The sequence below is a fragment of the Novosphingobium fuchskuhlense genome (genome assembly GCF_001519075.1).
Taxonomy (GTDB): domain Bacteria; phylum Pseudomonadota; class Alphaproteobacteria; order Sphingomonadales; family Sphingomonadaceae; genus Novosphingobium; species Novosphingobium fuchskuhlense.
In genome coordinates this window covers 1,134,008-1,158,209 of record NZ_KQ954244.1, presented here as the reverse complement: position 1 = coordinate 1,158,209, position 24,202 = coordinate 1,134,008, and the positions used below count along the sequence as shown (strand labels likewise).

Annotated in this window: 16 protein-coding genes; 4 read left to right on the top strand and 12 right to left on the bottom strand. The window is 61.1% G+C overall.

The features are described 5' to 3' along the window. Positions 1–58: 58 nt before the first annotated feature. The 5 genes from AQZ52_RS05230 to AQZ52_RS05210 form a co-directional block, all read right to left on the bottom strand. Entirely contained in the window at positions 59–2,188 is a 2,130-nt protein-coding gene (locus AQZ52_RS05230; RefSeq protein WP_067907011.1) for a ParB/RepB/Spo0J family partition protein, read from the bottom strand. 177 nt (positions 2,189–2,365) lie between these two features. Beyond that, positions 2,366–3,571 (bottom strand): hypothetical protein, encoded by a 1,206-nt coding sequence (locus AQZ52_RS05225; protein ID WP_067907009.1) that lies wholly within the window; start codon positions 3,569–3,571, stop codon positions 2,366–2,368. A gap of 288 nt (positions 3,572–3,859) precedes the next feature. After that, the gene (locus tag AQZ52_RS05220) at positions 3,860–6,556 is read right to left on the bottom strand and encodes a DEAD/DEAH box helicase family protein (protein ID WP_067907007.1); all 2,697 of its coding nucleotides are present in this window, start codon (positions 6,554–6,556) and stop codon (positions 3,860–3,862) included. Next, a complete protein-coding gene (locus AQZ52_RS05215; protein WP_067907005.1) occupies positions 6,549–8,318 on the bottom strand; it encodes a site-specific DNA-methyltransferase in 1,770 nt (589 codons plus the stop codon). Before AQZ52_RS05215 ends, AQZ52_RS05220 begins: the two co-directional genes overlap by 8 nt. 39 nt (positions 8,319–8,357) lie before the next feature. Next, the gene (locus AQZ52_RS05210; RefSeq protein ID WP_067907003.1) at positions 8,358–11,246 is read right to left on the bottom strand and encodes an ATP-dependent helicase; all 2,889 of its coding nucleotides are present in this window, start codon (positions 11,244–11,246) and stop codon (positions 8,358–8,360) included. A gap of 708 nt (positions 11,247–11,954) precedes the next feature. On the opposite strand from AQZ52_RS05210, the gene AQZ52_RS05205 reads away from it, so the two are divergent. Together AQZ52_RS05205 and AQZ52_RS05200 are read left to right on the top strand one after the other, a co-directional pair. Next, entirely contained in the window at positions 11,955–12,161 is a 207-nt protein-coding gene (locus tag AQZ52_RS05205) for a helix-turn-helix transcriptional regulator (RefSeq protein WP_067909471.1), read from the top strand. Continuing rightward, positions 12,158–12,352, top strand: coding sequence for a helix-turn-helix domain-containing protein (locus tag AQZ52_RS05200; protein ID WP_067907001.1), 195 nt, complete (start codon positions 12,158–12,160; stop codon positions 12,350–12,352). The genes AQZ52_RS05205 and AQZ52_RS05200 overlap by 4 nt, the downstream gene beginning before the upstream one ends. Here AQZ52_RS05200 and AQZ52_RS05195 read toward each other — a convergent pair. From AQZ52_RS05195 to AQZ52_RS05165, 7 genes are all read right to left on the bottom strand, one after another. Next, positions 12,327–13,535, bottom strand: coding sequence for a tyrosine-type recombinase/integrase (locus tag AQZ52_RS05195; RefSeq protein WP_082697564.1), 1,209 nt, complete (start codon positions 13,533–13,535; stop codon positions 12,327–12,329). The two genes, AQZ52_RS05200 and AQZ52_RS05195, sit on opposite strands and share 26 nt — an antisense overlap. 229 nt (positions 13,536–13,764) lie before the next feature. Next, positions 13,765–15,072, bottom strand: a complete 1,308-nt coding sequence (gene aptA / locus AQZ52_RS05190; RefSeq protein WP_067906999.1) for an omega-aminotransferase AptA — start codon at positions 15,070–15,072, stop codon at positions 13,765–13,767. Between the two features lie 67 nt (positions 15,073–15,139). Next, on the bottom strand, positions 15,140–15,649 hold the full coding sequence (locus AQZ52_RS05185; protein ID WP_067906997.1) for a DUF3237 domain-containing protein: 510 nt from the start codon (positions 15,647–15,649) through the stop codon (positions 15,140–15,142). Then, positions 15,649–16,176, bottom strand: a complete 528-nt coding sequence (locus AQZ52_RS05180; RefSeq protein WP_067906995.1) for a carboxymuconolactone decarboxylase family protein — start codon at positions 16,174–16,176, stop codon at positions 15,649–15,651. Before AQZ52_RS05180 ends, AQZ52_RS05185 begins: the two co-directional genes overlap by 1 nt. A 471-nt stretch (positions 16,177–16,647) precedes the next feature. Next, positions 16,648–18,393 carry a calcium-binding protein gene (locus tag AQZ52_RS05175; protein ID WP_067906993.1) on the bottom strand — a complete coding sequence of 582 codons (1,746 nt, stop codon included), beginning with the start codon at positions 18,391–18,393 and terminating at the stop codon, positions 16,648–16,650. A 328-nt stretch (positions 18,394–18,721) separates the two neighbouring features. After that, entirely contained in the window at positions 18,722–19,483 is a 762-nt protein-coding gene (locus AQZ52_RS05170; protein ID WP_067906991.1) for an SDR family NAD(P)-dependent oxidoreductase, read from the bottom strand. Beyond that, entirely contained in the window at positions 19,480–21,099 is a 1,620-nt protein-coding gene (locus AQZ52_RS05165; RefSeq protein ID WP_067906989.1) for a carboxylesterase/lipase family protein, read from the bottom strand. The genes AQZ52_RS05170 and AQZ52_RS05165 overlap by 4 nt, the downstream gene beginning before the upstream one ends. A 165-nt stretch (positions 21,100–21,264) precedes the next feature. Between AQZ52_RS05165 and AQZ52_RS18420 the strand changes: the two genes are divergently transcribed. Together AQZ52_RS18420 and AQZ52_RS05155 are read left to right on the top strand one after the other, a co-directional pair. After that, positions 21,265–22,803 (top strand): aromatic ring-hydroxylating oxygenase subunit alpha, encoded by a 1,539-nt coding sequence (locus tag AQZ52_RS18420; RefSeq protein WP_067906987.1) that lies wholly within the window; start codon positions 21,265–21,267, stop codon positions 22,801–22,803. A gap of 144 nt (positions 22,804–22,947) precedes the next feature. After that, complete coding sequence (locus AQZ52_RS05155) at positions 22,948–24,180, top strand: aromatic ring-hydroxylating oxygenase subunit alpha (protein ID WP_067906985.1); 1,233 nt, start codon at positions 22,948–22,950, stop codon at positions 24,178–24,180. Positions 24,181–24,202 lie beyond the last annotated feature (22 nt).

Genomic DNA, 24,202 nt, shown 5'->3' with positions numbered 1-24,202 from the left:
ATGTGCCTCCCTTGGCGAGGTGGCGGGGAGCGGTGTCAGCACTCCCCGCCGGGACTGGCTACTCGGCGGCGATCGCGCTGGGCTCGTCGTCTTCCGCTTCGGCCATCTCGTCCTCGTCGCCATCGGTCAGGAAGGCGGGCAGCGCTTCGTCGCCACTGTCGTCATCCGCAGCACACTCGCCGCTGAGATCGGCAAGGCGCAGCGGTTCTGGCAGCCAGCCGGTGTCAGCCAGCAGGCGTTCTGCTTCCTTGGCCATATCGCCCTTCTTCATGTGGTCGATGAGTTGGGCGGCCCGTTCGCCGGCGCCCTCGCGGACGGCTTCGAGGATACGAGCCTTGGTGACCCGGCCAAGATAGTTGCCGACGGTCGGTCGCCACCCTGCGTTCACCATGTCGAGCCCGGTTTCGCGCGCCAGTCGATTGGCCTGGGCCAGTCGCAGTTCCAGTCCGTGCTCGCTGACGCCCGAACTGCTATAGGGATTGGGCCGTTCATACAGCGCGTTCACCCCATAACTGACGCAATGGGCAAGAAGCGCCATGCGGGCTTCTTCATCAAGCGCGGTCAGCCAATCCCAGAGCGCGGTATCATCGGCCGGGACCCGGCATTTCCAAAGCTCGTTGCGTTCATCGACCGATTTGACCGAGAGGCTGTCGCCAAGTTCCTCGGATTGGGCCGGAAAGAAGATGTGCCGGACCTGGGCTTCGAGGACGCCGTTTGCCGAGCGCTGGTGGAAAATGTCGGAGACCAGCTTGTGCAGCAATGCCGTCATGGCGATCCGGGGATGGTGAGCGAGCGCATCGCGCAGCGCCAGGGTGCGGTGCGCGGTAAGTTCGGTCATAAGGCGCTCGGGTAGCGGCTTGATCCCGTCCTCCTCGTCCTCCTCGCTCGGGACAGGCTGGCCGCCCATGGTGACCACGACCGGCCTGACGGCATGGGCGATGGGCCCGTCACGCACGACATCGGCGTAGGCATCGCTATCGCCCATCACCGGCTCGGCGGGCGCATCGTCCTCGGGGCGGACATAGCCGCGGTCGGTGATCAGCGATCCGTCGGTGTCGATAGTGACGAAGGCTCCGGCGGTGGCGATTTCGGCGGGGTCGTAACGCATGGGGCGATTGTCGAGCGCCTCCAGCGCAGCTTCGACTTCACCGAGCCGCTGATCAACTGCATCCGGCAGTTCGTCGGCATCCTCGTATTCCTCGGTCAGGCGATCGAGTTCTGCCTGGAGCGCTGCGCGCGCCGCCTGCTCGTCGTCGGTCATGTCGATCGGCGTGCCGACAATCTCCCGCATGCTGTGAGTGACACCGTAGGGAATGCTGAGGCTGGCATCGACCCACTTCCAACCCTCGGCGGCGACCTTGTCGGCCTCGGCCCGCAGCTTTTCGGCAACGAGTCGATCAAGGAGTCCGACATCCTGCAACCAACCGCCATCATCGGACTGGAACAGATCGCGCAGGACGATGCCGCCAGCGGCTTCATAGGCCGCGATGCCCACAAAATGCGCGCGTTTGTCGCAGGCCCGAACCGTGGTTTCCGTCAGCATCCGGCGGATCTGCCAAGGCTCTTTCTGCCAACTGCCCTGGATCGCTTCCCAGACCTGTTCCTGCCGTGCGTGGTCCTCGGTGACGGTGAAAGCCATGAGCTGTTCCAGCGTCATGCCATCTTCGGCATAGACCTCGAGCAAGCTCGCCGAAACGGCGGCGAGACGCAGGCGCTGTTTGACGACGTTGACGCCCAAGAAGAAGGCCGCGGCGATGGCCTCCTCGGTCATGCCCTTGTCGCGCATGGCCTGAAATGCGCGGAACTGGTCGAGCGGGTGCAGCGGTGCACGCTCGATGTTTTCGACCAGCGACACCTCGTCGATCAGTATGCCACTGGCGGCGTCGCCGACGACGCAGGGCACCGGCGTGGTTCGGGCCAGACGCTTTTGCTTGGCGAGCAGTTCCAACGCGCGATAGCGGCGCCCGCCGGCTGGCACCTCGAACATGCCGGTTTCCGCGCCCTCGGCGTCGAGGACGGGCCGGACATGCAGGGACTGGATCAGGCCGCATCGGGCGATGGATTCGGCGAGTTCCTCGACCGAGACGCCGGCCTTCACCCGCCGGACGTTCGCCTGGCTCAGGACCAGCTTGTTGAAGGGGATGTCGTACGAGGACGACAGGGTGATTTTCTGAAAGGCAGTAGCCATCGTTGATTACTCCGCGACGGGCTGCCCGAGAGCCTCTCTCTTGGACCTCAACCCGTCACGAAGTGAGGCGCCGCCCTCTTCCTTTCGGAGGGGGCAGCGCCAAGGCAATCAGGGAAACGGCATGGATGAAGCGCAAAGCCGGAGACACGCCTATCCGCATCCCTGGCCTCAAGAAACTCAGGCAGCCTGATCGAGCAGCTTCTTCGCCTTGGCCTCCATGTCGAGCCGGGCGTCCTGGTGGGGTTTGTCGCGGGCCACCGCCGTGATGCCCTGGACGAAATCGAAGATCGATTCCGGTGGGCGCCCTTCCTCGGTCAGCACGGTCTCAATGATCTTGCCAGTCTCGGCTTTGGAGAAGCCGCGCCCCCGCAGGAAATCACTGCGGTCCTCGTGGGTGCGGGCAACGATCCTTGTCCGGGCCGCTTTTATGCCGTTAACGAAGGGCTGCGGCGAGGAATTGGCAAAGTTCAGCAACGCAGGCGCTGCCTCATGGGCAAAGCGATTGGCAGCATATTTGCTGTGGCGGATGGTGATTTCCTCGAAATCCTCAACGCCCCAGAGGTTGCGGTTCTGGCACACGGCGCGCAGGTAAAAGCTCGCCATGCCGAGCGTCTTGGCGCCCACCTCGGAATTCCAGCAATAGAACCCCCGGAAATAGAGATCGGGCGAGCCATCGGGCAGCCGCCCCGCCTCGATGGGGTTAAGATCGTCGACCAGGAAGAGGAAGACGTCCCTGTCGGAGGCATAGAGCGTGGTGGTGTCGCGGGTGATGTCGACGCGCGGATTGTAGATACCGGTCGACCAGTCGAGGCAACCTGGGACTTTCCAGCGGGTATCGCCGGTGCCGTTGCCGGCGATGCGTTGCACGGCTTCGACGAGTTCATGGTCGTAGATGCGGCCATAGTCGGGGCCGGTGACGGCGCGCAGTTCGATGCGGCCCCCAGATCGAGCATCATCGGTTTCCAGCGTCTTGATCTGCTCGGCGCGGTTCGAGGTCAGGCCATATTGCAGATTGATCGCGGCCAATGGTGCGGGCAGCTGCCGCAGATAGGCGGCGGGCGCCCCGACTTGGGCCGCCAACTGGCCAAAACTCCAGTGGGTGGGGGCCACGGGCGCCTCGGCACCGGGCAGGATCAGGGACAGACGCTCGGGATCATTCCGGTTCGCCTCAACATGAATGAGGGCCGTTTCGACGATACGGGTCCGGCTGCGCTCGGAACGGCCGCGCACCGCGCTGGCCAGCTCGTCCAGCGAAAGGAACCGCTCGTCATCGGGCCGCGAGAACCACTCGGACGAGACGCGGCCGATGCGTGTCCCGCGCGTGACATCCACTTTGTATCCGCCGCGCGCATCGGCGCGGGCGTCGAAAACCTGCATGTTCATGGGAAAATCTCCATGACGGGCGCCGGAAGCCTCTCTCTCGGCACTCAACCCGTCACGGAAAATCTTTCCGCACTCTCACTCTCCTGGGGCGTTGCGGGGTGCCCCCGCAAAAGGGGTCGGCAGAGACCTCGGCTCGGCCGCAGGGGAATTCCCCCCCCTTGCTGGACTTCCAAACTTCGTCCCCGCAGATTCTAATTATCATGGGCGGAAACAACAGCCTACCCTCTGGTTTAACCGGCGTACGTGATGCAACATGCTATCGGGATCATGGCCCCCCACCGCTTGCGATCAATGTGGTGCAAGGTCCAACGTACCACTTCTCAACGGTCGCTTTGCAAATTTTTGCCAACCGGTCTCCGTGCCCAGGAACTCGTCGAAGTCGTCCTTGGTCAACAATGCGTAATGGAATCGGCTGCCCTCAGCGAGCCGCTCTGCCGCTTCCTTCTTTGCTACCACCACCGGATCATCGGACTTCCATGCCGATTTTACTTCTACCAGATGAGTCGATCCATCCTCGCGCAGGATGAGGAAGTCGGGATAATAGTTGCAGACGGTATGCGATTCCGGGTGGATGTAATTGACCCTGAAGCCGGATTGCCCGTGCACCAACATGCCGGTGAAGTAGATCTTGTCACCGTCGTTGAGTTTAAGAACCTTTTCGAAGAAGTCGATCTCTGGCTGGCTGTCGAAGCAGTAATGGTCGAGGTGGAAAGTCCGGTGCCGCGTTCCTGCGTATTGCGGAAAATCGCGACTGGCGACGAGATGCGGCTTCGCCCGGAAGGTGAAGGTTGGCACTCGATTGGTTTCCGGGTTGTAGCCCTTTACCAGCTCGATTTGTTCCTCGACCGGGTCATCGAACGTCTTGATCTCGAACAGCGCCTGGAAAACGGCAGGTATCACCAGATCATAAAGCACGTCATTCGACATGTTGACGGCTTCGACCAGTCGCGGCAGCCCTGCATCGGTCGCTTCCAACATTGCCGAAATGTCAAAGGGGGAGACGCCATCGCCTGCGAAATATCGGGCGACTTCGGCAACCAAAGTATATTCACTAAACTTGCGATTATCGAGCCGCTCGGTGACATCCTCTTGCTCTTCAATCGCGGCGTTGACGGCCTTCCGGCGACGCAGGGTTGCCCGATATTGCTCCAAGGCGGTATCCGAAAGGTCAAATGCCAGTTTCTCGGGCTCGTCTTTCCGCCGCGTCTGAAACAGCTGGCGGCGGCGTGTGATTGTCAGAACGACCGGCGGGGGGACCGCTGTTACAATGTAAGTCTCGCTGTCATCGGTCTTTTTCGGGCCGATCTCATCAGTGGTGACGCGGAAGTTCTGCTGAAGCTCGTCCTTCAGAATCTCCATGTTCTCGGCCGACAGGTAGATGTGCCCGGTTTCCTGAATCTCGCCAATCGATCGCAGACATCGCATGGTCGATTGCAGCACAAAAATTCGGGACTTGGGCTTGCGATAGAGCGCCACGCCAAACAGCGAACGGCAGTTCCAGCCTTCACGCCCCTTGCCGACCAGCAGGATGAATTGCTTGTCTGAGGCTTCGGTATCGAGGCGATTGAATTCGCGAATATCCTCGCCGGTGGTCAGCTTTTCATCACCGACGTTCACCAGAATTCGGTTCGTCGGCACGCCCAGATCGGTGAGAATCTTCTCCAAGGCAGGGCGAAGTTCCGTATCGAGTTCATCGATGGTGGATGCGAAGATTGCCAGTTTGGGGAGCATGCCCTCCCGGCGGTTTTCGCCTTCGCGCTCCCAGAAATCCTGCACAGCCAGCTTGAGGAAGTCCCCGGACTTCACGTTGCCGGAATAGTCCACGAAATCGGGCTGCTTGAGGTATTTGTTATCGATAGCCGGCTTCAGGCCGTAGGCATAAACAACCTCGGGCATGATCGTATCTTTGACATAGGGCGTGCCGGTGAAGTTGTAGCATCCGACCACGCTGGTCTTTTTGTGCTCCAGCGCGCGGGCTAACTCGTCGATGGTCGTGCGCAACGCAGAATCCTGCTTGGCCTGGCCGAGATCCTTTTCCAGCGCGGCTCCCATCGAATGGTGCGCTTCATCCACATAGATGCCGAGCTGCGGCAGGCGGGCGATGCGCTGGAACCGGGCGTTGACAGCCAGATCGGCGTCGGTTTCCGGCGCAGCTTCACCCAGCATTTCGTAGAGCTCGCCATAGACTTCCGACAGCGTGCCGGTCTTTTCCGAGAACAGCTTGTCGGTCGCGGTCGGCGCGGCAGAGCGGCGTTTCAGGATGATCTTCTGGGTGTTCGAAATGATGACGTTGAACGATGAGCCGTCCTGCGCGCCGATGGTCGAGGCGGTGTCATCAAGGAAGTGGAACTTCAGATTCGAGCGCAGGAAATTGGCATATTCGGGCGGGACGACGTTGCTGAGATCGAACGTCTGGATTTCCTTCAGCGATTGCAGCACCGTCTTGTCGGGCGCGAACACCAGCGCGTTCTTGCAAAAACGCGTGTCCTTGCTGAATTTGTTGGCGAGCAGGAACTCATAGAAGATGCACGTCGCCATCAGGATGGTTTTGCCCAAGCCCATGGTCAGCGCGAAAATGTAGTTGGGGTAGGATCGGGCGCGCTCGCTCAGCTTGGCGAAGATGGCCTGATATTGCTCTTCGCCTTCCAACTCCATGAAAGGCAGCAGGGTGCCCTGCCCCCTGCGGTCAGCACCGGTCGTCTGGAATTCGGCGAACATCCCCTCATTCTTCGCCCATTGCTGAAACAGCTGGTGGACGTGGGCGTTGTCACCAAATTCCTTGAGGAAAATGTAGATTTCCAGCGCCTCGAACTGCGGCTTACGCAGAAAGGCATCGGTCCGCAGTTCCGGATCGTTGAAATCCAGCACCTGCTTCGACAGCTGCTTGTACCGCTTACGGATCGTGCCGCGGTTTTCGGTGTAGAATTTCAGCAGGGCCTGAAAGAAGGCGAAATCCTGCCGGATCGTCTTCTTGCCCTTAGCCATTTTCGATTTCGCCTTCCCATGACTCGGAAAGCAGATCGGTGATCTTCACCCGGATCGTCGCGGCTTCGGCGGGGATCGCATAGCGGCCCGTGACCAGTTCTTCCTTGCCCGGCGCATCGACAATGGCAGGTGTCAGCACCGCACCGTCATAGTTGAAATCGACCTTCACGCTCTCAACCAGCTGGCGCCAGTCTTCCACCGCGTCGCTTTCCAGCGACAGCTTCTGGAGCAGGTTCATCGGGTAGAAGCCCTTGATCACCAGTTCGCCATTCTCGATGGCGAGGCGGGCGTCGGAGGCTTTTTTGAAATGCAGGTGCGCCTTGTCGCGGATCAGGTCCGTCACCATCACCTCGATGTCGAACGGCTTGGCCTCCTTTTGCAAGGCTGGCCCAAGATCGGGCTCATGCCCCATGCAAACCAGGTGGATGCGCTCGACCGGCTTGTTCGGTGCCTCGGCTTGGCGGCGTTCAAAGGCTTTGAAGTCGAGGCCGTTGATCACCTCGTTCAAGTCCTGCCGCGTGGCAATGCGGTTCACAGGCATGATCTTGACGAGATAGCCCTCACGCTGGCCGTCGAACGCGCTGCTTGGCGGCAATGGCTGCAATTCCATCGCCTCGGTTATGAGGTTCTTAGCATCTGAGGGGTTGCGAAAGAGATCATAATTATTGACGTTATACAGTTCAAAACCAGTGAAAAATTTCTGAGGTTTTTCAGCCAGCCCTTCAAGGAGGTCGGCTTCACCGGCGTTTATGATTTTATTCACGCCAATCAGTCGTTTGCTCGCAGTCTCGATAGAGCCAAGATTGATATCGGCCCCTATGAATCGCCTTCCGAGTTGCATCGCAACAGATTGCGTCGTCCCAGAACCCATGAAACAATCGAACACAAGGTCGCCTGGCTTTGAAGCCGAATTGACGATACGAGCAATCAATTCCTCCGGCTTCTGCGTTGGATAACCGACACGTTCAGGCTTGTTTCCGGCTAAAACTGAAATATCCCAGACATCGCGCTGAGGCATTCCCTTAGTATCCTCGTCCGAGGTAATTTTCCGCGTACCGGTCGATTCGTCAAGTATTTGGGTTTTCCCCCCAAATCTCTTCATATAGCTTTCAGAAGCATCCTCATAACTGACCTCAAACCGCCTTTCATCCGACTTTGATTTACTATAGTACAAGATGACATCATGCATGCTTTGAAATTTCTTCGAAATCGACGGCCAGCGACGATAACTCCAAATAATCTCATTAAGGAAATTGTCTGGACCAAAAATTTCGTCCATTATCGCTTTTATGTAATGCGATGTTCCAGGATCAATATGTACAAATATACTAGCATGGTCAGAGCATAGCTCCTTTATAAGTTGAAGCCGTTCATACATGAATTGAAAATATGAATCAGATACCCAAATATCTTCATACTGCTTTTCTTCGAAAACTGAAGAATCGTTCGTATATTTTCCAGATTTCAGCTTTATCTTCTTTTTGTAGTCAGCCTTACTGTCAAACGGTGGGTCGATGTAAACGAGATCAACCTGACCCCGAAACTCCCGCAGTAGGTGCGACATCACTTGTAGGTTGTCGCCCCAGTAGAGGCGGTTCCACCAACCATCGGTCGGGTCGCCATAGGATTCCTTCTTCTGGGCAGGGAAATACTGGGTGGATTTGAACGGGCGCTTGCCCGCCCAACGCAGTTCGGGGAACCCACGGATCGGCGGCAGATCGAATTCAAACGTCTCAAATGCTTCTGGGTTATCCTTGCTCATGCCGCCCTTTGAATCCCGTCTCACTGGTGTAGCCGCGCATCAGGCACGGCAAAAAGTCATATCGCAAAATGACCGGAAGTCGCAGTTCTTGCACAGCTTCTCCGGTCGCTCCTTCAACCCATAGTCGTTGGCAACGATTTTGCCGATAACGGAATCGACCTGGTCAATCGTGCCCTTGATATCCGCCGTCTCACGGTTGAACGTAATGCGCGGGTTCCCGGATTCCTCGCCGGTATAATACAGCGCCATCCGGTCCACCCGCACGCCGCGCTTTTCCTCGAACAGGTGCGCGTAAATCTGCAGCTGCCGCCGGTATCGCGCCACTTTTTCCGCATCGTCGATCAGATCGGGCTTCTTCTCTGTCTTGAAGTCGATGATTTCCCAAGCCCCATCCTCGGCCTGGATCAGATCGACATTGCCGCTCAGGACGTAATTTTCCTTGAGCAGGCTGAGCTCGACCTCGGCCTCGCGCAGGCGATGCCAGTTGCCCCGTTCCCGGTCGACATAGGTCGCAACATGGCGGCGCGCGATGCGCAGCACCGGCTCGCCCAAATAGACCCGCTCCTTCTGGGAGATGTTGGCGTAGTTGGTACGGAACCAGTGATCGATCTGATCCGTGGTGACCTTCTTTTCGTCACCGCGCAGCACGGCCTTGTGGATGTCCTCGATCGTCTGGTGGACCAAGGTTCCAAACAGGATGGCATTGGTCCGCACTGGCGCGAACTCCAGATCCTTGAAGAAGCGGTATTGCTGCGGGCAAGCCTCAAAAATCAGCACGTCCGAGGTGAAGGAATAGCTATGCTTGAGGTTGCCCGACTTGATCGTGGCCAGCTTGGTGATCGCCGGATCGAATTTCAGTTCGCGCCAGCTTTTGAGCGGGGTGTAGACGGGTTTGAAGTATTGCGTCGGGACATTGCGCTGCCCTTTGGCCTTGGGCGTGTTTTCCTGGCAGCTGAGCACCAACATGTTCTGCGCGCGCGAAAAGGCGGTGTAGAACAAGCGCCAGAAATCGAACGTTTTAATCCGGTCGAGCGGTTCGAACGGCTCGCCTTCGCCAAACTCCGTTTCTAGCAGCGCATCGAGCGGGGATTGCTGGTGACGCGGCACCGCATCGAGCGAGCCGGCAATGACTATCGGAAATTCCAAGCCCTTTGATTGGTGGATGGTCATCAGCGAGACGCAGCCGGAAGGGGCATATTCAGCCTCATCCTCATATTCTTCGATCCCGCCATCCCAGAGGAACCGCAGGAAATAGTTGAAGAGCATCAGCAGGTCGCGCTCAAGCCGGTCCGGCTGGAGGATGATGACATTGTAGAGATATTCGAACTTGTTCAGCAGGCGCGAAAATTTAGCCAGGTTCCGCGCGGGGCGCCTATCGCGTACGCCGCCATGGGCAATGTCCTCGCCGAGATAGCGGCTGAAAGTGGGGAACTGGACCAGATCGTAGAACAGGTTGGCGAACGAGTAGTTGGTATTCTCGGACAACGACAGGTGCTGCCGGGCCTTGTCCTTGATCCAGGCCGCGATCTGCGCGTCCTCGCCCGATTTAAGGTGCGCGATGAAGTCACTCAGGCAACGGTCGAAATAGGCCCAGACATCCAGCTGCATCCCCTCGCGCGTGGCACGGATCGAGCCATACTGCGGGAACAGGAACATGTAGGCGCCGATCATCAGGCGGATCTCGTCGCGCTCAAAATACATGTTCGATCGCGGCGCAAAGATCGGGATGCCCGCAGCTTCCAGGTCATTGGCGAAACTCACAACCTTGGGATTGCGTACCGAACGGAACAGAAACGCGACCTGATTCCAATCCTTGACGATGCCGTCAGCCCGGAGCTTGGTCAGAAACGCAACAGTTTCACTCGCCCAGTTGTCTTCACCATCCTCGCCAGAAACCTTGAAAACGACAGGCCGCGCAGCACGATCATCGCTGGCAGCTTGAATCACCTTGCCGAAGCGATAGGAGCGGTCGGGCCCCTGCCAATCCGCCAGCTCCATCCAGCGGTTGTAGAAATCGACAATGTCGGGGTGGGAGCGATAGTTCTTGGTCAGATAAATCTGTTTACAGCTCCCGGCAGGAAACCGCGACGGGAATTCGAGAATGTTACGGATCGAAGCACCGCGAAACCGATACAGCGCCTGATCGTCATCGCCGACAACACAGATGTTGTGATGGCGAGAGGCCAGTTTGAGCACAATCCGCTCCTGGATCGTGTTCGTGTCCTGATATTCGTCGATCATCAGATAATCGAAGCGCGAACACAGCTTTTCTAGGACCTCTGGCAGGCCGAGCAGCCGCAACACCTCAACCTGAATGGTCGAAAAATCGACGTAGTTGTATTGCTCCAGCAATGCCTGATAGCGTGTGTAAGCCGCGCCAAGAATTTGCAATTCCGAAGCGGTAGCAGTTGCCAGCGCGCCAGGATCAACCGCCTCTTCCGAAATTTTGTTGAGGTATCCGCAAAGCCGGTCAGCGACCCGCCAGGAGGATAGCCCAGGCGTCGGCCGAATGAATGCCTCCAGCCCATCAATCTCCCGAAACTCAGGCAGCCGCTGGAACACAAAATACTGCTGGTCAAACTGATCAAGGATCGTGAAGTTGCGCCGGATACGCGAGAATGCACGGAACTCCTCGATGATATCGAGGAAAATGGAATGGAGCGTACCAACGGTCAGGTCCATTGGGTTGATGGCTGAACCCGACTTCTGCAGGCGGTCAGTGATACGGGTTTTAAGCTCTTTGGCGGCTTTCTCGGTAAACGTCGAAATCAGCACGCGTTCGGGTACGACATCACGCGTCGCAAGCAGGTTCGCAGTCCGCTCAACAAGGCTGAAGGTTTTTCCAGAGCCGGGGCCTGCGACGATCAACACAGGCCCATCGAGAGACTCAATCACCTGTTGTTGTTCTAAATTGGCCCCCAACTTCACTTCCCTTAATGCCCGAACTGATCGGCATGTTTGTACCGGCGAACTGCAAATCGCCAACGAATCTAATTGCCCTACCTGATTATCCTTCTGCCTTGAATCGCTAAATCTGAGAATTCCTAGATATAGCTGCTTTAGGAACAACGACGACCAAGTATCAGCGGAAAGGTAGTTTGATGGGTGTAAATTCGAACGCTCGGATGCCGGTTTGCTCAGACAGGCTGTGCCAGGTCCTGACCGTGTCGCCACCCGGCAACAGAACCTCGGCCACCTCTTCGCAACTCTTCCCGCGATCCAGCAGCGCCAGCGCGTTTGCTCGCCGCAGAGCACGGTGTGCAACCGCCGGATTGCGCCAAGGTCGTCAGATTCCGCCGTTGTTCAGGGGTGAGGAAGCCGCCATGGATCATCTATCATGACTGAATCGATCATCACTCCCATGCAAGAAAATTTTGCGGCAGGTTATGAATTCGGAATATATACCAAACCATTCGCAGCAATATGGAAAAATATTTCACCGCAATAGATAACCTTATGTTGGCGTGTGTAATCTTCTCTACGCTTCCGAAGCCGTCTCTATCCTTTTATCAGTCACTGTATCCCTGAATGCGCTGGCGTTAGACGGCCGAAAAATGCGCTTGCATCACTCGTTTCGTTTGCCAATTGTTCTTCCAAGGGGGTGTCAACGACTGCCAACTGATGGAAGATAATGCCATGCCAAACCTTGAAAGAATCATCCGCCTGAAAACCGTATTGGCCCGCACCGGGCTGTCCCGCTCAACCGTGTATCGCAAAATTGCCGAGGGCACTTTCCCCCACCAAGTCAAAATCAGCGTTCACGGCACCGGCTGGCGGGAGTCCGCCGTGAACCGCTGGATCGATGATCCGGTTGCATTCCGTGACGAAAGCGCGGCGCGGTGACAACGTCACCGCCGGTTGAGCCAATTTGTGTCAGGGTCAACGACGCCGCTCGCATGATCGGCGTCGGTCGCACCAAGCTCTACGAATTGATCGCGGATGGTGAGGTCGATACGGTGAAGCTGGGCAAATCCACCCGTGTGATCACCGCCAGCCTCCACCGTCTCGTCATGCGGCAGCGCGGGCCGGAATAGGCGCGCCTGCCGCTTCGGTTGTATGAATGGCTATGCTGGTCAGCCCACCATCCAAATGCCGTGCCCACCGCGCCATCAGATCGCGCCGCTTTTCCAGAAAATCCGTCCGGCGATAGGCGGCCTCGACCTGATTGGTCAATTTATGCGCCAGCGCCTTGTCTGCAACTTCCTTCGGGAAATCTGTTTTCTCTGCCGCCCAATCCGTGAAAGCGGAACGGAAGCCATGGACGGTCACACCCTTGATGCCGCCGTCGCGCAACAATTTGGTCATGGTCATATCGCTCATGGGCTTTTCGCCGTCAGCGGAAAACACCAGTCCGGTATCGTTAGCGCGTTCATTCCAGCGCCTCCGCAGCAATGCTACCGCAGGTGCTGACAATGGCACGACGTGGGTTGCTTTTGCCTTCATCCGCTCGCCGGGGATGGTCCAGATGGCTTTGTCCAAATCAAACTCGGTCCAGACCGCAAAGCGAGTCTCGTTTGACCGCACAGCATTGTAGATGGTGAAGCGCAGTGCATCCCGGCCAGTCGTCGGTGATGCAGTCGCCAGCGTTTCCATGAGCGCGGGCACGTCGGAATAGGGCATGGCTTCCAGATGGACGCTCTTGACAGTCTGGCGCGGCAAGCCCTTGCGAACTGAACGCAAGGACGCCTCTTCCTCCCGCCAGCCCTTGATATGCGCGAAGTCCAGCACAGAGCCAATGCGCTGGAGGAGGCGGCGGGCCGTTTCTGGTATTTCGAGCCAGATGGGCGATAAGACCTCGACCACGCACGCGCTGTCCACTTGATCGACCGGCTTGGTTCCAATCTGTGGGAAGACATGGTTTTCAAAGCTGGAAATCCAGTTGGCATAGCGCCGATTTTTCCAGCCCTCCTTCAGTGCATCATAGCAGTCGCGGGCAGCGGTCTCAAAGCTCGGCATGACTTTGCGCGCCCTGCGCCGTTCGGCGACCGGATCGGCACCTTCACGGACCTGACGGCGCAATTCCGCTGCCGCATCGCGGGCCTCTGCGAGCGATACTTCCAGCGCTGATCCCAGGCCGTAGTCACGCCGCCTGCCGTTGCGCTGCATCCGCAGCACCCAGGTTCGCGCGCCGCTGTCTTTCACCAGCAAGCACAAGCCCCGGCCATCAACATGGCGACCGGGTTTTGCATTTTTCACCTTCAACGTCGTAAGCGCCATTGGTTCGAGTCCCTGTCAGGGAATTTCAGGCATCTGTTCCCACATTTTGACGCCTGAAACGGTCCCACATTCGTTCCCACATTTCGGCGGGATTTCAGGCAAATGAGGGCGACCGACCACGAACACCTTACAAGACAAATCGCTGATTTTACAGGGTAGGTAGAGACGCCCCGGCATTGCCTGAGACGAAACTTCTACGCCTCTTCTGGGCACCATTTTTCCCCGCAGTTCACCCTGCGCGCTCGAGCGCGGCGCGGATCGTTTCGGCGATACGCGCCATGTGGTCTTCCTCCACGATGAGCGGCGGCGAGAGCGCGATGATGTCCCCCGTCACGCGAATCAGCAGGCCTTCGCGGAAGCAATCGGTGAATACATCGTAGGCCCGTGCGCCTGGCGCGCCTTCGCGCGAGGCAAGCTCGATCCCGCCGACGAGGCCGATTGTGCGCACATCGATCACATGCGGCGCATCGCGCAGACCGTGGAGAATATCAGCCCAGGTCCCGGAGAGCGCCGCGCCGCGCGTCAGCAAGCCTTCGCGCGCATAGATGTCGAGCGTGGCAAGGCCCGCGGCGCAAGCGACGGGGTGGCCGGAATAAGTGTAGCCGTGGAACAATTCGATAAGGTTTTCCGGGCCCTTAACGATCCCGTCATGCACAGCGCGGCTGGCGAACACCGCGCCCATCGGCAGCGTGCCGTTGGTGATACCCTTGGCCGTGGTGATGAGATCGGGCGTCACCCCGAAATAGTCCGCCGCAAACGGCGTGCCGAGGCGACCGAAGCCGGTGATCACTTCGTCAAAGATGAGGAGGATGCCGTGCCGGGTCGCAATCTCGCGCAGGCGCTCGAGATAGCCCTTTGGCGGCAACAGTACGCCGGTCGAGCCCGCGACCGGCTCGACGATCACCGCCGCGATGGTCTCCGCGCCGTGAAGCTGGACCAGCCGCTCGAGATCGTCGGCCAGTTCCGCGCCGTATTCGGGCAGGTCGCGGCTGAAGGCGTTGCGGGCAAGATCGTGCGTGTGGCGCAGATGATCGGTGCCGGGCAGGCTGGTGAACACGCGCCGGTTGTTGAGGATGCCGCCGACCGAAATGCCGCCGAAGCCGACGCCGTGATAGCCGCGCTCACGCCCGATGAAACGCGTGCGCGTGCCCTGGCCGATGGCGCGCTGGTAGGCGAGTGCGATCTTGAGCGCGGTATCGACCGATTCCGAACCCGAGCCGGTGAAGAAGATGCGGTCGAGCCCGGCGGGCGCGATCTCCGCAAGTCGGGACGCGAAATCGAAGCCGATGGGGTGGCCCATCTGGAAGGCCGGCGCGAAATCCATAGTGCGGATCTGGTGCGAGACCGCATCGGCAATCTCTTCCCGCCCGTGCCCGGCGTTGACGCACCACAGGCCGGCGGTGCCGTCGAGAATCTCGCGGTCGTCAGCCGAGCGGTAGAACATGCCGCGCGCTTCGGCGAGGAGCCGGGGCTGCGCCTTGAACTGGCGGTTTGCGGTGAAAGGCATCCACCAGGCGGCAAGATCGGGCGTGTTCATCGGCGAGGACTTTCAGCTGGCACACAAACGGGCACAGCGTGGCACGTTCGGCGCGCCGGGAAAAGCCTCAGACCAGCTTGAAGATCGCGAGCCTGACCGACGGCACCTTCCCATCACCGTCCGCCACGGTGCCGGCAAAGATGAACTGGTTGAGCCAGCCATACTTGCCCATCGGCGCCTCGAAGCGCGGCGTGGTCATCGCGTAGTTTCCGCCCTGGGTCTGGACAAGCCCGCGATTGGTGACCTGGATGAGGACCTTGTCATCGGTTTCCATGTAGTAGTCAGCGACGAGTTCGAGGTAGCCGTCGCCGCGCTTCAGCTGCCAGTCTGCCCCGCCAGGAAGGATACGTCCGCGCAGGTCCGGCCCTTCGAAATGCCCGCCGATGATAGGGACCCGGAACCGCTCACCATACGGCGTGAGGCCGTGGGGGATCGTCTCCTCCAGCAGCGCGACCGCTTCGTAGACGAGCACCGCCCGCGGGACGGCAGGCCCCGCCGCCGCCGCTGCCGCCTTCCCGCCAGCCGCCAGCGCCGCGCTACCGGCGGCCAGCCCGCCAAGCAGGCTTCTGCGATCCATCAAGCCACCTCGCGCAGCGCCGGCAGCGCGCAGACCGCATCGAGCCCGAGCACGTGGGCAACGCGCCCCAGCCCCATCCACACCGCCACGCAGAAGGCGAGATCGACGATCTCGTCATCGGTCAACGCCGCCTTGCAGCGCGCCCAGAACTCCTCGTCGGTGGCAAGTGCCTTGGGATCGAGGCCGACCTTCTCGGCATATTCGATGGCGAGCTTCTCGCGCTCTGACAGCACGGGCGAGGTGCGCCATTCGTGGACGGCGGCATAGAATGCCTCGTCCGGCGCGGGGCCATTCGTACGGTCGATATCGGGCCGGTCGCGCAGCACGCGGAAGTTCTGGCAGAGCTGGCATCCGTTGATCAGCGCGGTGCGCATCCGCGCGCCTTCGAACAGGCGCGTGGGCAGCTTCGACATGCGGTAGGTGACATCGGAAAAGCCGAAGGCGGCGTTCACGATCTCGGGTGCATAATGCTCGGACAAGTGGCCGAGCGGGTTCATGTGATGGGCCTCGGGCAGAGCAACACGCATGGCATTCTCCCTATCTTATCGGGCCCATGAAACGCGTGGGGGGCCGGCTTGCCTACTCCCCAATTGGAGAGGCCGTTCGCAGGCAGGTTGACACAGTTGACACTGTCCTGGGGAATAATTGCATTCGATCAATACGGAAAATTTGATCGATCAAGGCGATCACCGGATGGCCGGTTCGGGGCGCGGAACGGGGCAAGATGGGCGATCCCGGCGTGAGGAAGGGGAGCCCCATCCTGCCGCAAGGGAGTGGCTGTAGGACAGCAAATTGTGATCAACCGACGCGCCGGTTGTCTGCTGGCATCGCCTTGCGGGAGCGGTCCGCACCGCCATCTTCGAAAGTTTCCCGCCCCCGGTTCGGGGCAGGTCCAGCCTATCGACATCGGCCGGGCCGAAGACGTGTCCCCCTCCATGCTGCGCGAGAACGGGGAAGGTGCGGCGGCCGGGCATTGCCGGCCGCCGCACACAGCAGGTTCAGAGCACGAGGTCGGCTGCGGTCAGGGTGTCGACGCCTTGCAGCACGATCGCGAGTTCCGGCGCCGCATCGGCGTTGGTGCTGGCGTAGAGCGTGTGCGTCGCGCTGTCGAACCAGACCACGCCGGCGGCATTGCCTTCGGTGGGGGCTGCATTCGAGAACGTGAAGGCGCTGCCGGCCGTACCGTCGATGGCGTCGATCGCCGAGAGGTCGATCTTGTCGCCGGCGGTGAAGTCGGTGATCGTGTCGGCGTGCCCGGCCTGGCTGTCGGTAACGGCGGTGAACACGAACACGTCTGCGCCCTTGCCGCCGGTGAGGGTATCGGCACCGCCGCCGCCGGTGATGACGTTGCCTTCCTTGCTGCCCACGATGATATCATCGAACGCGCTGCCGGTGACGTCTTCGATATTGCTCAGCGTATCGGTGCCCGTTCCGGCATCGGCAGTGGTCGCATGCGCGATGCCGGCGGCGAGATCGATCGTCATCCCGGCTGCGGCATGCGAGTAATCGACGAGGTCTTCACCCTTGCCGCCATCGAGCTTGTCGTTGCCGGCATCGACGCCAGCGAGGAAGTGATCGCTGCCGAGACCGCCAAGTTCCTTGTCGTTGCCCGCACCGCCCTGGAGCGTATCGTCGCCAGAATCGCCGGTGAGCGAATCCGAGCCGTCGCCGCCGTTCAGATCGTCGCTGCCATCGCCGCCCTTGAGGATGTCGTTGCCCGTGCCGCCATCCAGCGAATCGTTGCCGGCATCGCCGCTCAGCGCGTCATTGCCGTCGCCGCCATGGAGCGCATCGACCCCGTCGCCACCCGCGAGCTTGTCGCCGCCGGCACCGCCATCGAGCGTATCATTGCCCGTGCCGCCATCGACCTTGTCGTTGCCGTCGCCGCCCAGCACGACATCGGCGCCTGCCCCCGCGACAACCGCGTCGTTGCCGGTGCCGGCGTCAATCGTGTCATCGCCGTTGCCGCCGTTCAGCGTATCGTTGCCGACATCACCCGAAAGCTGGTCGTTGCCGTCGCCGCCGCTGACATTGTCCTTGCCGTCGCCGCCCACAACTGTATCGGCGCCCGCACCCGCGACAACCGTGTCGTTGCCGGTACCGGCGTTGATGGAGTCATCGCCGTTGCCGCCGTCCAGCGTATCGTTGCCGGCATCGCCCGAAAGCTGGTCGTTGCCGTCGCCGCCGCTGACGTTGTCCTGGCCGGCGCCACCCGCCACGATGTCGTTGTCCGCGCCGCCATCGAGGGTATCGTTGCCGGCATCGCCGGTGATCGCATCGAAGCCGGTTCCGCCGTTGATCGTGTCGTTGCCGTTGCCGCCGATCAGGTTGTCATCGCCCTGGCCGCCGCTGATGTCGTCGTTGCCGTTGCCGCCGTCGATGACGTCGTTTCCGCCGCCGCCCTGCTCGTTGTCGTCACCACCGGTGCCCTGCAGGTGCTCGTTGGTGACATTGCCGGTGGGGTCGGCAATCTGGCTGCCACCGCCAGGAGCGAGGAAAGTCTCGTTGGTGAGCTTGTAGATCGTGGGATCGTTCGTCGGATTGTCCGACAGGTTGCTGTCCTGGCTGAAGGTTTCGACCTTCACATAGCTATCGAACGTGGAGGTGATGGTGACATCGTGCGTGACCGCATCGACCGAAAGCGTCTGGTTCAGCTTGAGGTGATCCGGAGACCACCCGCCATCGTTGTATTCGGCGATCTGGACCGGGTTCTGGTTAACTACAAACTTGAAAAGGTCCGACATGATTCTTCCTCCGGTGCGTCACGCAAGCACGAACGCCGCGTGGCTTCGCTGGGAACAACGACCGGTGATAAAAGATATTCCTTTCTGCAGAAACAATCAGACGACTACAATTCATTTAAGTAAAAATAGGGATCTTTGACGTAATTTGTTTCAAAGCAAGACAGATTATCTTTCACTATTCCGAAAGATATCAGCCTACTTACTTAATCCGACACTTCGATGTCTCCGACAGGGTATTTCCGATGGCCGATCGCGCTTCCATTTTTTTCCGCAGCGCCCTTGGCGCAGGACGGTTCACCTGGCGGCGACCGTCCTGCGCCGGATGCCATCAGGCGCGGGTCTTGAGGCGCAGGCTGTCCCAGCTGATGTCGCCGGTCCAGCCGCCATCGACGGGAAGCGCCACGCCATTGATGAAGGCGGCGGCGTCGGAGGCGAGGAAGGTGATGGCCTCGGCCACATCTTCGGGCTGGGCGAAGCGGGCCATCGGCACGCGGTTTTCGATGTCGGCGTTGTCGTAAGCACCCGAGCCCATGTCCTTGACGTCCATCTCGGTCTTGATCCAGCCGGGGCAGACGGCGTTGACGCGCACGCCGCGGCCGCCCCACTCGCCCGCGAGCGTACGGGTGAGGCCGACGAGGCCGTGCTTGGAGGTGTTGTAGGCCGAGCGGTGGATCACCCCGCCGAGGCCCGCGACCGAGGCGACATTGACGATGGCGCCCTTGCCCGCGCGCAACATCTGGCGGCCGAAGGCGCGGGAGAGGAGGAAGGGGCCCTGCAGGTTGATGGCCATCATCCGCTGCCACTGATCGAGCGTGGTCTCCTCGGCGGGCTGGATCAGGCTGATGCCGGCGTTGTTGACGAGGACCTGCGCGCCGCCGAAATCCGCGGCGATGCGGGCCGCCATGTCTTCGACGAAGGCTTCGTCCGAAACGTCGCCGCTGATGCCGATGGCCGGTGCGCCGATGGCAGCGGCCTGTTCGGCAACGTCCTGCAGATCGGTGAGGACGACGCGGTAGCCGGCTGCGGCGAGGCGGCGGGCGGTGACGAGGCCGAGGCCCTGCGCGGCGCCGGTGACGATAGCGGTGTTCATTGGGGTTCCTTGCTGGGGCGGGATGGGGAGGCGAAGAAGGCGGGATATTCGGCGCGCCAGAAATCGCACTGGTATTCGGACCATGCGTCGAACAGGCTGACGCCACCGGGCTCGTAGCGCAGGACTCTGCCAAGCCGGGTTATGCGCCGATCCTCTGCGCCGGGGCTGCGGCGCACAAAGCGGGCCCATGAATCGACAATGACGTCTGCAATGCCTTGCGAGGTGGGGTAGAGATCGGGCGCGCTCATGGTGCTGGTGTTCGAGAATCCGGGGAACAGGGCGTTAAGCTCTGCCGAATGGACCGCGCCAAGGTAAAAGCCTGGGTCGGGGCTGATCGGGATCGAGACGCCGCGTGACGGCGCGGAGCGATCGGCATATTCCCACTGGACGACCGAAGTCTGCACCGCGAGCAGCAGGCCGCTTTCGATTTCGAGGCAGTGGGTGATACCGAGGCCGGGCATGAAGTCGCTCATCAGCGAACCGAGCTTTTCAGCAGGATTTTCGTCGGGCTCCAGAGGATAGCGGGCGAGGACTCTGTCGGTCTTGTCGCCGTAGATCGCGCGGACGGCGGCGGGATAGGTTTCATGGGTGATTCTGGCGCCGCCCTGCACATCGTACCCGACGTAGAGGTTCATTTCGTCACGCGTGAAGCCGTTGAGGACGGGGACGCGGAGGAAATCGCCAGCCTTGAGCGCATCGAGGGTGGAGCCCGGGACGGTGGAGCCGCCGGTGAAGGGGGCGAAGGCGAGGAGTTCGCCCTTGGCCGCGCGGGTGCCGGCGGCGATGAGAGCTTGCGGTTCGATGGCCTTGAGGCACGCGAGATCGGCGCAGCCGGCTTCCTTCGCGACCTTGGCGGCGAACATTTCGGCCTGCGGGAGCGTGCGCAAGGGGGTGCCGCAGGCGCCGCTCTGGATGATGGCGCGGTGGAACAGGCCCTTGTTGGCCTCGGGCGCCATGAGCTGCATGCAGACCGAGGCCGCACCGGCGGATTCGCCCGCGAGGGTGATGTTGTCCGGATCGCCGCCGAAGGCTGCCACGTTGGCCTTGATCCACCGGAGGGCGAGGCGCTGGTCTTCGAGGCCGAGGACGTGGCCTGCGCCGGACGTGCCCGCCGGCGGGGCCATGAAGCCGAACACGCCGAGGCGGTAGTTCACGCTGACGACGACGGCATCCATGCCCTTGGCAAGCCGGTCCAGCCGGTAGAGCGAGGCCGCGCCGCCGACGAAAGCCCCGCCGTGGAGCCACACGAGGACGGGGCGCCGGGTAGCGCTTTTGGTGGTGGGCAGGCTCACGTTGAGGGTGAGGCAGTTCTCCTCGTCGCTGCGTTCGGTGAGGCCGTAGCGCGCGGCCTGCGGGCAGGCCCCGCCGAAGTGCATGGCGGGGAGCGTGCCGGTCCATGGCGCGGCGGGCTGGGGCAGGCTCCAGCGCGCATTGCCGGAAACAGGGGCGGCATAGGGGATGCCGCGAAATTCGAGGACGCCGTTCCGAACGAAGCCTTCGACCTTGCCCGAGGCGGTGGTGATGACTTCACCCTGCGGCGCGGACTGGGCGGCGAGCGGGGTACCGAGAAGGAGCGCGGCGGCGGCGAGGAGGACGCGCCAGCTATGGAGGATCATCGGCAAGGGTCCGTTCCGGTTGCGCGCCCGTTGGTACGCATGGAGGCGGCAGTTGCAAGCCTTGCGCGTTTCGCTCTCAATTTTGAGGGCGGCGAAATTGAGGCAGGTCAAAGCCTGTGGCGGGTGTCCTGCGCCATCATCCCACGCGGAAGAGGAGAGCCGAGCATGGTCGAGACGCTGACGGGGACGAACCGGTCCAAGGGCATCACCTATGACGCGCTGCTGGACATGGACACGCATCAGGTGCCGGAGCGCCTGCGCGAGGACAGTCCGCTGCCGCCGGGGCCGACGATTGTCGATCCGAGCATCTATTACTCGCGCGATTTCTTCGATCTCGAGGTTGAGCGGCTGTGGAAGCGGGTGTGGCAGATGGCCTGCCATGAAGACGATATCCCGAACGTGGGCGACAGCCATGTCTATGATATCGCCCACTTGTCCTACATCGTGGTGCGCACCGGGCCGGATGAGATCAAGGCCTTTCCCAACGCCTGCCTCCACCGCGGCCGCGCGCTGCTGATCGAGGACAGCAAGGGGGTGCAAAGTTTCCGCTGCCCGTTCCATGGCTGGAACTGGGGCATCGACGGGGCGCTGAAGGAAGTGCCGTGCCAGTGGGATTTCCCCTCCGTCAGCGCAAAGACGCACAGCCTGCCGCCGGTGCGGGTGGGGCGCTGGGGCGGCTGGGTGTTCATCAATCCGGATGACAAGGCGCAAGCCTTCGAGGACTTCCTCGGCGATATCGACCGGCACTTCCAGCCGATCCCGTTCGAGCGGCGCTACAAGGCGGTGCACGTCGCGAAGAAACTGCGCTGCAATTGGAAGGTGGCGCAGGAGGCCTTCATGGAGGCCTATCACGTGGTGGCGACGCACCCGACGCTGCTCGACGTGATGGGCGACGCCAATTCGAAGTATGACGTGTTTGGCAACATGTCGCGCGCGATCTCGGCCAATGGCCTGCTCAGCCCGCATGTGAACCCCGCGCTGGTGGCCGAGCCGCTGGAGGGCGCGAAGACGTATGCCAAGGTGCGCCACGCGCTTTCGGGGAGCGTGTACGAGCGGCTGGTCGAAGACCGCGTGAAAGTGACCGCGCGCGATGGGCGGACGGGCGTGTTCGACCACCAGGCGCACCACATCGAAGGCGAGCTGGACCACGCGGACGTGCAACTGTGCGACTGGGTTGGCGGCAAGCTGCCCGCCGGGTGGGAGCTGGAGGAGGATCACACCACGACCGGTCCGGTGCCGGACCGCCGCAAGGCCCTGGCGGACGCATCGCGCGAGCATTGGCGGGCGACTTTGGGCGATGAGGTCGACAGGCTTTCGGATGCCGAGTTCGTCGACACGATCTACTACAACCTCTTCCCCAACATCAGCCCGTGGGGGTGTCTCAACCCGATCTTCTACCGGTTCCGCCCGCTGGGCGACAATCCGGAGGAATGCATCCACGAGACGATGTTCATGATGCCGGTGAAGAAGGGCGAGAAGCGCCCGGCCCCGGCCAAGGTGCACTGGCTGGACTTCGACGACGACTATTGCGACGCCGAGGAACTGGGCATGCTGGCCAAGGTGTTCAATCAGGACGTGGTCAACCTGCCGCACGTGCAGCGGGGCATGAAATCGATCAAGTCGAAGGAGATCGTGTTCGCGAACTATGGCGAAACGAAGATCCGGCACTTCCACATGCTGCTCAACGCGCAGCTGGCGCGTTGATGGCTGCTGCGGCCGCGCCGAAACGGAGCGGGCCGGTGCCGCCTCAAACACGTGCGCCAAGCAAAAATGACAATTGCAGGCAGGACTGCCGGGGATCACTGTAGCCCAAGAAAAAGCCCTGCCTTGGGAATCGAGGATAACGCCATGTCACGTGAACAGCTGATCGAAATGACCCGTTCGCTTATCGCCCATGGCGATGCCGGGACGATGGAACTCGCCGACGAGGTTGTGCGCATTCCCGCCTCGACCTATACCGACGAGGCGCTGTTCGAGCGCGAGAAGAAGCAGATCTTCCGCCGCCTGCCGCTGATGGTCGCGCCTTCGTGCGAGCTGCCCAATCCGGGCGATTACAAGGCGATGGACATTGCCGGTGTGCCGCTGCTGCTCACCCGCCAGCGCGACGGCAGCGTGGGCGCGTTCCTCAACATGTGCACGCACCGCGGCAACCCGGTGGCCTCGGGCAGCGGCAATGCCAATCGCTTCACCTGCGGTTATCATGGCTGGACCTTCAAGAACGACGGCGACCTCATCGGCGTGGCCAGCCCGCAGGACTTCGGCGCGGTGGACAAGGCGGCGCTGTGCCTGACGCGCTTTCCGGTCTATGAAAGCGCCGGCCTGATCTGGGCGACGCTCGATCCCAATTCCAAGCTCTCGATCGCCGACTACCTGTGCGGCTATGACGGCCTGCTGGAGGCCTTCGGGTTCAAGGACTGGTACCTGTTCAGCCAGCGCACGCTTTCGGGACCGAACTGGAAGACCGCCTACGACGGCTACCTCGATTTCTACCACCTGCCGGTGCTCCACGCGAACACCTTCGGTTCGGATTTCTACAACCGCGCCAACTACTTCGAGTTCGGCCCGCATCAGCGCCTCTCGACCCCTTCGAAGTATGCGATCAAGGTTTCCTCAGAGGATGACCGCCAGATCGACCTCACCACGCTGAAGGACGAGGACCTGCCCGACGACGTGCTGGTGCAGGGCGTCTGGACGATCTTCCCGCATATCTCGATCGCCAGCTTCTACGGCGGCGGCCTGCGCGGCGCGATGATCAGCCAGCTCTTCCCCGGCGATACGGTGGGCGAAAGCTACACCACCCAGTTCTACGTGATGGAGAAGAAGCCCTCGGACGAAGTGGCCATCAAGGCCGCGCACGAGCAGTTCGATTTCCTCGAGATCGTGGTGCGCGACGAGGACTACAAGACCGGCAAGCGCCAGCATGTGGCGCTGCAGAGCGGCCTGATGAAGGACGTGCTCTTCGGCCGCAACGAGCGCGGCGGGCAGGTGTTCCACACCTGGGCGGCCAAGCTGCTCGGGGCGACCGACGACGAGCTGGTGGAGATGTTCGCCCGCGAGGCGCAGCGCGAGGCGGCGGAATAATCCGGCCTGATTGGCCGATCTG

Excerpts from the sequence above, each read along its gene's own strand:
- AQZ52_RS05230 (WP_067907011.1), bottom strand. The coding sequence starts at position 2,188 with ATGGCTACTGCCTTTCAGAAAATCACCCTGTCGTCCTCGTACGACATC.
- AQZ52_RS05225 (WP_067907009.1), bottom strand. The coding sequence starts at position 3,571 with ATGAACATGCAGGTTTTCGACGCCCGCGCCGATGCGCGCGGCGGATAC.
- AQZ52_RS05220 (WP_067907007.1), bottom strand. The coding sequence starts at position 6,556 with ATGGCTAAGGGCAAGAAGACGATCCGGCAGGATTTCGCCTTCTTTCAG.
- AQZ52_RS05215 (WP_067907005.1), bottom strand. The coding sequence starts at position 8,318 with ATGAGCAAGGATAACCCAGAAGCATTTGAGACGTTTGAATTCGATCTG.
- AQZ52_RS05205 (WP_067909471.1), top strand. The coding sequence starts at position 11,955 with ATGCCAAACCTTGAAAGAATCATCCGCCTGAAAACCGTATTGGCCCGC.
- AQZ52_RS05195 (WP_082697564.1), bottom strand. The coding sequence starts at position 13,535 with ATGGCGCTTACGACGTTGAAGGTGAAAAATGCAAAACCCGGTCGCCAT.
- aptA (WP_067906999.1), bottom strand. The coding sequence starts at position 15,072 with ATGAACACGCCCGATCTTGCCGCCTGGTGGATGCCTTTCACCGCAAAC.
- AQZ52_RS05185 (WP_067906997.1), bottom strand. The coding sequence starts at position 15,649 with ATGGATCGCAGAAGCCTGCTTGGCGGGCTGGCCGCCGGTAGCGCGGCG.
- AQZ52_RS05180 (WP_067906995.1), bottom strand. The coding sequence starts at position 16,176 with ATGCGTGTTGCTCTGCCCGAGGCCCATCACATGAACCCGCTCGGCCAC.
- AQZ52_RS05175 (WP_067906993.1), bottom strand. The coding sequence starts at position 18,393 with ATGTCGGACCTTTTCAAGTTTGTAGTTAACCAGAACCCGGTCCAGATC.
- AQZ52_RS05170 (WP_067906991.1), bottom strand. The coding sequence starts at position 19,483 with ATGAACACCGCTATCGTCACCGGCGCCGCGCAGGGCCTCGGCCTCGTC.
- AQZ52_RS05165 (WP_067906989.1), bottom strand. The coding sequence starts at position 21,099 with ATGATCCTCCATAGCTGGCGCGTCCTCCTCGCCGCCGCCGCGCTCCTT.
- AQZ52_RS18420 (WP_067906987.1), top strand. The coding sequence starts at position 21,265 with ATGGTCGAGACGCTGACGGGGACGAACCGGTCCAAGGGCATCACCTAT.
- AQZ52_RS05155 (WP_067906985.1), top strand. The coding sequence starts at position 22,948 with ATGTCACGTGAACAGCTGATCGAAATGACCCGTTCGCTTATCGCCCAT.